General features: G+C 35.1%; 7 protein-coding genes. 4 read left to right on the top strand and 3 right to left on the bottom strand.

Features of this window, described 5'->3' with window-relative positions; all coding sequences use genetic code 11:
• Positions 1 to 620: 620 nt before the first annotated feature.
• A complete protein-coding gene (locus tag F6K15_RS15060) occupies positions 621 to 803 on the top strand; it encodes a hypothetical protein (RefSeq protein ID WP_293062001.1) in 183 nt (60 codons plus the stop codon).
• Positions 804 to 1,701: 898 nt separating this feature from the next.
• On the opposite strand, the gene F6K15_RS15055 is transcribed toward F6K15_RS15060, so the two are convergent.
• The 3 genes from F6K15_RS15055 to F6K15_RS15045 form a co-directional block, all read right to left on the bottom strand.
• The gene (locus tag F6K15_RS15055) at positions 1,702 to 3,228 is read right to left on the bottom strand and encodes a tetratricopeptide repeat-containing serine protease family protein (protein ID WP_293061999.1); all 1,527 of its coding nucleotides are present in this window, start codon (positions 3,226 to 3,228) and stop codon (positions 1,702 to 1,704) included.
• A 296-nt stretch (positions 3,229 to 3,524) separates the two neighbouring features.
• Positions 3,525 to 5,186, bottom strand: a complete 1,662-nt coding sequence (locus F6K15_RS15050) for a hypothetical protein (protein WP_293061997.1) — start codon at positions 5,184 to 5,186, stop codon at positions 3,525 to 3,527.
• A gap of 353 nt (positions 5,187 to 5,539) precedes the next feature.
• Positions 5,540 to 7,264, bottom strand: a complete 1,725-nt coding sequence (locus F6K15_RS15045; protein WP_293061995.1) for a hypothetical protein — start codon at positions 7,262 to 7,264, stop codon at positions 5,540 to 5,542.
• A gap of 647 nt (positions 7,265 to 7,911) precedes the next feature.
• Here F6K15_RS15045 and F6K15_RS15040 point away from each other — a divergent pair.
• The 3 genes from F6K15_RS15040 (at position 7,912) to cobT (ending at position 11,323) form a co-directional block, all read left to right on the top strand.
• Entirely contained in the window at positions 7,912 to 8,616 is a 705-nt protein-coding gene (locus tag F6K15_RS15040) for a Crp/Fnr family transcriptional regulator (protein WP_202222707.1), read from the top strand.
• A 499-nt stretch (positions 8,617 to 9,115) separates the two neighbouring features.
• The gene (locus F6K15_RS15035; protein ID WP_293061989.1) at positions 9,116 to 9,775 is read left to right on the top strand and encodes a DUF2232 domain-containing protein; all 660 of its coding nucleotides are present in this window, start codon (positions 9,116 to 9,118) and stop codon (positions 9,773 to 9,775) included.
• Between the two features lie 459 nt (positions 9,776 to 10,234).
• Positions 10,235 to 11,323 carry a nicotinate mononucleotide-dependent phosphoribosyltransferase CobT gene (gene cobT, locus F6K15_RS15030; protein ID WP_293061987.1) on the top strand — a complete coding sequence of 363 codons (1,089 nt, stop codon included), beginning with the start codon at positions 10,235 to 10,237 and terminating at the stop codon, positions 11,321 to 11,323.
• Positions 11,324 to 11,656: the final 333 nt, after the last annotated feature.

The following is an 11,656-nucleotide window of genomic DNA, read 5'->3' as shown; positions in this document are numbered from 1 at the left end:
AAGAAGGAAGAAATAAGAAGGAAAAATCTTACGTTATCTGAGTTTTAAGCTTTTGATCTGTCCTAACCTTTGCTTCGACTGCTATACCTAAATAAACTTTGAAGAAAGTTGTAGGTGGTAGGTTAATAATTTGAAAAAGCCATGAGAAGTTTGTCATAATATCCTTGATATTTGTGGGTTAATCTATAGGATATTAAAACTTGATGATTGAGATATGATTGTTGATTTTATAGAATCAAAAATACGTAATAATGTTCCGGGCTTTTTCAGGTAAACCTACTATATAAATCGGATGATAAATGCTAGATATAAGGAAGAAGGAAGAAGGAAGAAATAAGAAGGAAAAATCTTACGTTATCTGAGTTTTAAGCTTTTGATCTGTCCTAACCTTTGCTTCGACTGCTATACCTAAATAAACTTTGAAGAAAGTTGTAGGTGGTAGGTTAATAATTTGAAAAAGCCATGAGAAGTTTGTCATAATATCCTTGATATTTGTGGGTTAATCTATAGGATATTAAAACTTGATGATTGAGATATGATTGTTGATTTTATAGAATCAAAAATACGTAATAATGTTCCGGGCTTTTTCAGGTAAACCTATTACATCAGTCGAATGGTAAATGCTAGAGATATTTTTTATCAAATTAATTAAGATTGCTAGATTGATAATCTTTTTGTCCTATGACTTAAAAGATGGAAGAAGGAAGAAGGAAGAAGGAAGAAGGAAGAAACAAAAAGGAAAAGTGGATGGAGACAGTCAACGACCTGCCATTTCTATGTCTTATCACCCCAACCAATTGTAAACACCGTGTAGACGGCGGAGTATTAAACCCAAAAGAAAAAGATCACTTTATCTTTCCCTATTTCCTGTTCTAGCAGTTTGATAAATAGTTGCTATAAATAGCAAAGTTATTACTAAGATTTAGGTAGTAAAAATGTCGAATTGACGATGTATAGAAGGAAGGGTTTATCGGCATTTATTAGACATCTCCAAAAATCAAAAATAAAATCAATTATCACACAGAAATTATCAATTATTTCCCCTCCTGGGAGGGGTTAGGGGTGGGTTCCCTACTGCCTCCTCCCTCTTTTCTGGAGATATCTATTATACCAAGCGTGATAAATGTTTGTTACAAATGGTAGGAACGTTGCATAGTCCGTACGAAAGAAGGAAGAGGAAAGAAGGAAGAAGGGATAAATTTTGAAAAAAAGGGAAAAACGATATAAATAACTATCTAAAATAAACTGGACTAGCTATTTTTAAGCATATTCGAGCAAGGTCTACCTTTTTGTAGCATTCTTTTTTCAAATTGGTATTAGGGATCAGATTGATTTTTAATCAAAGAAACACTATAGGTAAAGTTTAGAAATTACTCTAATTATCCTTCATTAATGGATAATTGATAATGGATAATTGATAATTACCTCTGGTTTTAACCGTTTCGGAATTGAATATAAGGAAATATTATTCTTCTCTTGGTCGATTGGATATGGTGAGGAGACCTCGCCATCCTACTCTACGGGAAGCTGCGCTTTACATGTTGGGTAGCAAAACGACCGCTTTTTTTCTCCTTAAAAAGTCGGCTTTAAACCAGAATTATTTAATGATTAATTATTCGGTAACATTCTTTTTTCAAGCTTGATATTTTCTATTCCCTAATCCCTACTCCCTGCTTCCTATTCCCTACTATATATAATTGATTACCATAATAAATTAGGTGGTCTTCTGGGAGGATAATTTCTTCTTTCTACTTGGTTTTGATTTGGTCTCCATTCAACAGAGTCTGGTGGTAAATTTCTTTCATCTAGAGCATTTAAAAGACTCGAAATTTCTGGGTCGTTAGGCTTAAGTTTCAACGCTTGTTGAGCTACTTCTCTAGCTTCTTGATACCGCTCTAAACGATAAAGAACTTCTCCTTTTCCCAACCAAGCATCAACAAAATCAGACTTTAATTGAATTGCCTTATCATAAGCAGCGATCGCTTGTTTATATTCCCGAAAATGTATGGTTAAAATATTTCCTCTCAGATACCAAACTACAAAATCATCTGGTTTATATCTAATTACTTGATTAAAAGATATTAATGCGTCGTGGGGTCGGTCTAAATAAGTTAATAAAGCGCCTTTGTCTCGCCAAGCTAAATAAAAATCTGGTTTGATTTTTACTGTTTTTTGATAGGCATCAATTGCTCTATCATGTCTACCTAAAGCTGACAATACATTTCCTTTTCCATACCAAGCAGGATAAAAATTTTCTCTGATTTTTATTGCACGTTCAAAAGCTATTAATGCTTCTTCAAATTTCTCCAATCTATACAAATGATTCCCACGGTTTGCCCATGCTGCTGCACTAGAAATATCTGTTGTTTCTGGAACTTTTAAATAAGCTTCTATAGAAAAAGCTTCTTTTTGAGTTAGTGGTAGTGGTGGGAAATTTTCCAACTGAAAATTTAATCTCATATTGAACTTATCTGCTAACTGTAAAAAGGTATTAATAGGAATTCCATAACTAAAACCAATACTGACTCTCTCCACTGAATTAGACTTTTCATCATAAATTTTTGTACCTTCAGAAGCACCATGAATTCCAATCACTCTTCCTTGAGTATCTAAAATAGGTGCGCCACTTAAACCTAACTCAGTAATATTGTTATAAAAAAGTTCATAACCATTAGAAACCGGGTCTTTGATAAAAGCTAATTCATAATCTTGATTAATTAATAATCCCGGACTAAATAAACGTTCTCTTTCGGCAAAAGGTAATCTCGATGCAGGCCAACCAGACACAAAAATATGACGAAATTCTGCTTGATAATCATAATCAGCTAAACTAGCTATTTGATACTTTTTCTGACTCCGAAATTCTAAAAGTGCTAAATCTACTCCTGGTAATTTAATTATTCTTTGATAATCAATTTTATGTCTTTCCCCATCTTTAGTAATAACTGCATATTCATCTTGGGTTTCTACAACGTGCTTGGCAGTTAAAACATAATAAGTATTTTTGTTTTGAGAAATTATTACCCCAGAAGCTGGATTTATTGAGTCAATTAATACTGTAAATTCTGTAGCAATTTGATTAATTTCATCTGCCATTAAAGCTTGAGCAGCAGGTTGCATTAAAACAATTGCTGTAGAAGGAAAAAGTAAGAGAGAAGAAGTTAGAAATAGGGGCTGAATTGGAAATAATAAATTCACAAAAGTCCATAGATAATTTTTAAAGTTCATATTTGATAACTCAAAATTCAGAAGTAAGAAATAATTCTTTACCAATGGATAATGGATAATTGATAATTGATCCATTCGGCTTTATTGCCTCTCCTTTTAAGGAGAAAAAAGCGGTCTCCGGATGGCGAGGTCTCAGAGCCATATCCATCAGACCAAGAGAAGAAATCAGATTTCCTTATATTCAATTCCGTAGCGGTTTTAACCAGAGGTAATTATCCATTATCAATTAATGAAAATACCAATTGTCCATGAAGCTGCGCTTAATACAAATTAACAAGATATAATAGTGAAAAAAATCAGAAAGCGATATGGTTGACACCGCGCTCCGCGATCGCGAAAGTATCAAGAGACTTAAGCAAAGGTTCCTCAAATTTTTGCCTAGTATTAGCCACTAGCTTATGTAAGTATTCTTTTACATATTCTGCTTGTTCGTTACTCAAACGATATCCACTACCATCAGTTTCTTGGCAAAAAAGTGGCTTTGCTCTCAAACTTTGATAGTCAGAATTTTGTCGAGAAACTTCACTCAATAACATTATATCTTCCTCCAAAGGTATCAAACCAGGAGGTAGTTTACTTTCTAAAATAGTCTTAATGTTCTCCTGACAAACACGAGTATTTATTCCTTGTTCCTCTAATAATTGATAAACTTTTCTGAGGGATAAAGCACGATCTGGAAAAACTCGCAGTATTTCCCAAAGTAAAAAATAGTCGTTGTACTGTTGCTGAGGTATATCTATAATTTGTGGATAAAGAGGTAAAATAGCTAAACCATAAGCGACCCTACCTATAGTTAGCTTAATATCTTCAATCTCAGATAAACAATTATCCGCTCCCTGTAGCTCTTCCTCCCCTAACTCTACATTTTCAGAATTAACTTTTGGATCTTGAACAATAATTGCATTAGGCAATTTTTGACGTAACCAACGAGATATCCTGCTCCAACTCCCATTACCTCCAGTACATAAAGCGCGGTTAATTCCCACCGGAGATATTCCCACCCTACTCAAAAAATTATTTAACTCCTGATTTAATTGTTGTATAAAAGGTTCTAATACTTTCTTTTCTAAATCTTGTTGCTGTAAATGCCATTGGCGATCGCCTATATTCAAAATAAATTCTTTTTCAGATGGCAGAATTACTTTTAAATTACGAGCTGCTGCTAATAATTCTTGTCTGTAGGATGAACTTTGTAACCATTGCTGTAGTTGATACCTAATTGATAAATCTGGGTAGCCTGGCCGTGGCCATAATTGAGTAGATTGTTCTTGATTATTTTCTTTCTGGGTCTGGGGCGAAATATTTTCGTTTTTTAGTAATAGTTGACAAACAATATCTTGATCTAGAGCATGACCCCCATAAGCAAAACTATGACAATGGAAGTGAGAGTAAGTTAAATTTTGGCCATCATCAGGGAAATTAACTAAAGCCATTTCTGTTGTGGTTGCTCCCACATTTACAATTAAAATTTTGCCCTTTCTAAATTCTGAGATAGTAGATGTTTTTGGATCTTCTGTTAGTGAGGTTAATTCTGATAAGGCAGTAGCGATCGCCTCCTCAACCACAATTACTTGATTGACATTTTTGACAAGACCTGCTTCTAAAACTGCTTCTCTGAGATTGAAGCGATAAGCTTCTGGCCAATTAGTTGGACTACCCATCAACACAGATTTTAATTGTGCCAAAGCGGAAACAAATGTTTCTTGGTCTAATCCTACTGCGCCACAAATATAATCATTAGGTAAAGTAATTATTGTGTGAGTTTCTCCATCAGTTAGAGAAATGGAGTCTTGGACAAAAGCTTGGGTCTGAAGAGTTGTCAATAAAGTTACTAATCCTTGATGAACTAATTTTAGAGGAATTTGTTGATGTTCAGACAACTGTAAAATTGGTTCATGGGCAGTTGTAGCAACAAAGTTAGAATCTAGAAGAAAAGATTCGTCTAGCTTTTCCTGCAATTTTTGTTTTTCAAATTTAATTGAAAGGTAAGGAATAGTAACTTTTAGATCAGTTTTAAAGTTGTGTAGTAAAAAGGGTTTTTCTTGTATAGTTTTCTCTTGAGATGATTTGTGATGTATGTATAAAGTTGATGGTAAGTGATATATTTTTTTGGTAGCGCTGAAAGTTCTTTGGTCTATTTTTGTTGAGAGGGTAAATTGTTGATTTGTTTCAGTAATATCTAACTCTTGTTTAGTTGCTACTTTCTCCCAATATATAGGATAAATTTCACAGCTGCTACGATTAAATAATGCTGCAGAAATACCTGTAGTACCAAAGTCAATTCCTAAATACCATAGTGAAGCTGTTTCCTCTAGTTTTCTATCTGTCTCTTGTGAGGAATTAAATTTTTTTTTTCTGTCTCTGGAGTGTCTTGAAGTAGGGTTTCTAGCGGTAAAAATTCTCGGTCGTCTGTGTCTGTTGATTCCACTTCTGTTGAAGATGTTAAGCTATCTAAAATATCTTCTAAACTTTGTTCATTTTCTGTATTTTCTGCTGAATTGTGAGTATTTTCTTGGTTCATTAGATTTGATTTTCCGGAAACATCATCAATATCTATAAATAAACCCTCTAAGTTAGTAATTTCTGCTTCTGAAGTCGAAGTAACAGAATCATTAGTCGATTCAAGATTACTTTCTGCTAAAGATTCAGGTGAATATTCTCCTAATTGAAGCTCAGTTTGTTGTGAATCTTCTGCTAATTCATCTACGTCAAATTCTTCTAAATGTTCTAAATCAGAACGCAAATTATTGAGTAGATTAGTATCTAATAATAATTCTATATCTTGTTTTTCATCTGATTCTTGTATTGGCAAGAGACTTTCTTTAGCCGATGCGTGAAGATACTCTTCTTTTTCTTCTGATTTATTGCTGCAATTTGTTTGTTCTTGTTTAGATTCTAAAGAAGCAATTAATTGCTGAGTTTCTGCCTCATTTATCTCTAGTTCACCGAATAGATTACTTAGAGATTCGATAATTTCAGAGCTTTCTACATTTTCTGAGTTGTCTAAATTTGACTCTGAATTTAGTGATGATTCCATCGTATTTGCTATTTCTGAATCTTCTATTTTAGCAGTATAATTTTGATATTTTTGCCAATCTGTTTCATTCTCTTCAAAACTGGGAGCTTCTAATTGAGCAAAAGTTTGATTTTGCTGGTTTTGACTGTTAACAAATTCTAAATCTTGCTGTTTATCAAGATTAAATTGATTTTGAATAGATGATTCTTGAGGGTTTGAGTTATCTGCTTCAGTTGTTTTTGATTCTGTATTTACTTTAGCCACAAACTCATATCCTGGATAAGGTAATACATCTTTATCGGTAAGCTCATATAATTCATTTATTTGAGGAGATAGTTTTTGATTTTGAATATTTTCAGGACTAACATTGGAGGATACTATAAAATTTTCTGGCTCTTGCTGTGTTTCTTCACTATCCTCTGTATTAAAGTCATCAACAAATGGCCGATCGAAGTTATAATCTTCTCTAAACCTATCCTCTGAACTTGCCACCATTTCAGAAGATTCAATATTTTTAGAAGTTTGTGGATCGAGATTTTGGTTAAGAGATAAAGCAGTCTGACTTTGACTTGGATATGGATGCTGGTTAGTTAACTGAGACAAATGTTCCACCAATGTTTCTTGTACAGGGCCAAGTAAAGCTTGAGAAAACTCAGAGATAATTTGCTCCTGTTTAGCATATTGTTGAGCTAGAGAATAATTATCTTGTCTTTGCTTCTCCAGTTGCCTAATTTCTTCTTGCAAAGCTTGACGTTGTTCTTTAAGAACTTGAAAATCTTCTTGTAGATAGTGATTAATAGGAGTCAAAAACTCTTCTAGCTTTTCTGGATGTTGCTTTGTCGTCTGGTCAATAATATTTTCCGAATTTGAAGGTGGGTCAACAGAGAGTAGCTGTAGACTGGAGATTGTATCCACATTCTGACTCAGGTAGTTCAAAACCTGCTTTAGTATCTTTTGAGATTTTCTGAGTGTTTTTTCTAGGACTTTAGGAGAATTTTCAGTGCTAGACTGATTTAGCACCTGATCTATTTCCCTGATTATTGATTTGATTTGCTTATTCTGGAAATTCAAGAGTTTCACCTCTGTCGCTCACCTTCATTAAGAATTATAAAACTGATGAGAGCATAACTGACTGTAAAATTAGTCTTTCATACTAGATGTACAAATTGGGGATGAATTGAATTAAAAGTGTTAAGATTTTTTTCAGACTCTTTAGTCTAATGTACAGCCTGATGTAGCAATAGCAGGATATTATTAAATTAATAATTTAAAGAGTTTTGCTTTCTATACCTACTACATACATAATAATATTTATTAACTATAATAGTCCTAAAATTGAGCTGTTTAGAAAATTTTTTAGGACTAGGAAACAGTATGATGACCCTGTGGATGTTTAACCCATCAAGGAGCACTTTACTGGAAGTAGTAGTAAAAGTTTCTGAATTTATGATTGATATTTTGAATTTTTGACAAATCCTGTACTGATATCTGTTTACTACCATACTGTAAAAGCCCTGTCATAACTTCCACAAAGTTGTTGACTTTCAGGATATTTAAAGTCGGCCAATTGGCTAATAATATAATATATATATTAATTTTAATTATTAACTTATAGTTGCTCTTTGGGCTAAATATACTGCCCTCTTAGATTTTGAAAAAATAACTTTATGGAAGAAAGGTATAATCGCGACCCCCAATTAAATATTAAAGAATTAATGCTTTCTACCTCATTTTTTGAAGGTTTACCACAAGAAGCATTAGAAAAAGCAGTCATTCATGTGGTCAGTCGTCAACATCCACCAAACCAGGTAATCTTGCTGGAAAATGATTGGGGGACATCTGTATACTTCATTCTGGATGGGTGGGTAAAAATTCGCACCTATAATTTGGATGGTAAAGAAGTAACCCTGAATATTTTGGGTAAAGGCGAATTATTTGGAGAAATGGCTGCTTTAGATGAAGTACCTCGCTCTACTGATGTAATTACCTTAGCCCCCACATTAATTGGTAATATGCCAGCTCAAGATTTTGCTCATCTAATTCATACTGAACCCACAGCGGGAATTCGATTAGCCCAATTAATGGCCAGACGTTTACGACAAGTGAATCGACGACTCAGACTACGAGAAGCAGATGCTCAGGCTAGGGTAGCAGATATTTTACTATTTTTAGCAGAGGGACAAGGAATAGATTCTCAACAAGGAAAAGAAATTCCTAATTTACCTCATAGAGAACTAAGTAGTTTAAGTGGGTTGGCCAGAGAGACAGTAACTAGAGTCTTAAGTAAGTTAGAAAAAAAGTCATTAATCAAGCGCGATCGCGATACATTATGTATTCCTGATATACACGCATTGGAACGTACACTTGTTTAATCGGGGTTGCTTATCAGTTATCAGTTATCAGTTATCAGTTATCAGTACCTTTGCCTGTTTGCGCAGCATGACCTAGGAAAGTAAAGTGAATTGAAATATTGAACCTTATTTTTTTTCATCCCCTTGTAGAGCGATAGCTCGCGGCGCAGCCAAGGGGAGGCTATGGACCTTATTTTTTGCTCATAAGTCAGGATACAGGAGACAGGAGTCAGAAAAGAGTTTTTCGGTGACTTTAGAGTCAGAATATAGATATAATTCCCACTATTGTTTTGGGTGAAAATTTACCACTAATTGAATTTCATACATCAAATCAGCAATGCCGTTTAATCAAGAAGTAAATTAAAAGTCTATTAAAGTTCACTAGTGCAGGATGGCAGAAATAACTAACCAGTTACAAAATCCTAAAAGCCTTACCAATAAATACTTTTGACTTTTGATTTTTGATTTTTAACTTCCGCGTAGCGGCACTAGCCAAAATTTATAAGGCCAAACCAATTCTGTGAAAACAACTTCAGATCGAATACCATCATCCACCAGTAAAGAAGATAAACCAATAGTTCTGGTAGAAACAGCCTTTCTGGCCAGTACAGCTAGTTTAATTTGGTTTATCAATTATTATTTTCCCTTGGGACCCTTATTAAGAGTTTTCTTTCCAGTACCAATTGCCTTACTATATTTACGATGGGGAAACCGTGCAGCTTGGATGGGCGCAACAGTATCAGGATTACTTTTATCTGTGCTTATGGGGCCAACTCGTAGTATTTTATTTGTTATTCCTTTTGGTTTGATGGGAGTAATGTTAGGAGGGGTGTGGAAACGAGGAGGAAATTGGTTCACTTCTATTGGTTTAGGTTCTATACTCGGCTCTTTTGGTTTCTTTTTTCGATTTTGGTTACTTTCACTTTTGTTGGGACAAGACCTCTGGATATATTTAACTACACAAGTTACAGAATTCCTAGAATGGGTATTTATCAAATTGGGATTATTAGCTCAACCTAGTTTGCCTTTAATTCAAGTACTTGCTTTAGTCATGGTATTTGTGAATAATGTTGTGTATTTATTTGTTGTACATTTGGTAGCTTTATTATTACTAGACCGCATCGGTAACTCTATTCCTAGACCTCCTAAATGGGTAAGTGTGTTGCTTGATTATGAGTAGTGCCGCTATGCGGAAGTCAAAAGTCGTAGGGGCGAATGGCATTCGCCCTCAAAAGTGGTAGGGTGTGTTAGCGGTAGCGTAACTGAGCAAACTCTTCTGTAGGTTTAGGTATTAGGTTGTAGGTAAACTTTTCTCCTCTCCATATAGACATCTCCAAAAATCAAAAATAGGTAGTTCTGAATAATAATGATATATCCAGATGAACAATGAACAATTTCTAGTGCGGGCATCCTGTCCTAGCGTGGGCATCCTCAAAGCGAGGGAGCAAGATGCTCCCACTACCGTCTCTGGTAACAAAAATAATTACAATGTACGATTATGACAATGCACCACCACTCCAAAATCAAATCAATTGTTATCCATAAATATTTTAATATTTCTCCCTGTTCCCTATTCCCTATTCCCTCTTTTCTGAAGATATCTAAATAATCTATTACCTACATTTACTCAATAATAATAATGATTCGTGTTTATACTCAGGTGCAACAGGGAAAAAATTGGCTGCAAAGGTATCGGAGACGCCAACCAATTTTTGGCTGTATATTAGGATTTACAGATACAGGTCTAATACCAGGAATTTCTGCAGCAGGGGCGACTCCAAAAGACCGCCAATATACTTGTTTGGCAGATGTAGAATTTTTATATAATGGTTTTCAACCACAACCCAAATATCCATTACCACCTCTTGATGCAGGTGCTTCACCAGTTTTAATCACAAAAGCAATTATTGATGCTCTCAATATTCCTCTCTACTTATTTAATGCTGGTTTAACTCATCAACCTACTGTACCAACAATTGATTTGGGTGGTACTCCAGCTCGTTGTTTAACTTCTGGTCGTGCTTTAGATATAGCAACTGTTGAACATTTACTAGAAGTTGGCAAGAGTTGGGGATATAAGTTAGCTGCGGAAGCAAAAGATAGCTATTTAATATTAGGAGAATGTGTGGTTGGAGGTACAACTACTGCTTTAGCAATTTTGTTAGGTTTAGGTATTGCGGCTGCGGGTAAAGTTAATAGCAGTCATCCTCAATGTAATCATGCTCAAAAGTTGGCTGTGGTGCGCCAGGGTTTACAAATTTCTGGTTTTAATTCTGTACCTCCGCTTGCACAACCTCTAAAATTGGTCGCTGCGGTGGGAGACCCGATGCAAATAGTAGTAGCAGGAATGGCAATGACAGCAAGTCTCAAAGTAGGGGTGATGTTAGCTGGTGGTACACAAATGTTAGCTGTTTATGCTTTGATGCAAGCATTAGCTGCAAAATATTCTTTATCTTGGTTGCCTGAGAATATTGTGGTGGGAACAACTAGATGGGTTGCTGAAGACCTGACGGGAGATACTGTGGGGTTGGCTAGAGAAATTGGTTTTGTGCCTTTGATGGCAACACAACTTAGTTTTGCTGAGTCTTGTTATCCTCAACTACGAGCTTATGAACAGGGATATGTTAAAGAAGGTGTGGGTTGTGGAGGATGTGCGATCGCGGCTCATTTATATCAAGATTGGAGTCAAAGTCAGTTGCTTCAAGCTGTTGAAAGTTTATTTGTGTAGTAGAAGGAAGAGAGAAGAAGGAAGAAGGAAGAAGTTAGAAATTAGGCGTTGCTGATTATGGGTATGATGCAGAGCTACCCGAGCAAGCCAATGCGCGGGGGGAATAAAACTCTAAAAGTCCCCCAATGGGTGGGGGATGCGCGGGGGCTTGACCAGATAGCAAAAAACGAGTTGGTGTTTGACTTATGCGGATGATAAACCGTAAGACAGGGAAATGTTTTTCCTACTGTTCCCTGTTCCCTGATATATGTTGATAATTCTATAATTACTTCAATCTCTCCTACTCCCCACACTTGAAAGTAGCAGTCCAGATAAATATTATTTATAATTATC

It is taken from the genome of Okeania sp. SIO2B3 (assembly GCF_010672525.1).
In the GTDB taxonomy this organism is placed as follows: domain Bacteria; phylum Cyanobacteriota; class Cyanobacteriia; order Cyanobacteriales; family Microcoleaceae; genus Okeania.
Note: the sequence above shows the minus strand (reverse complement) of the source record. Positions and strands in the feature narration are given on the sequence as shown.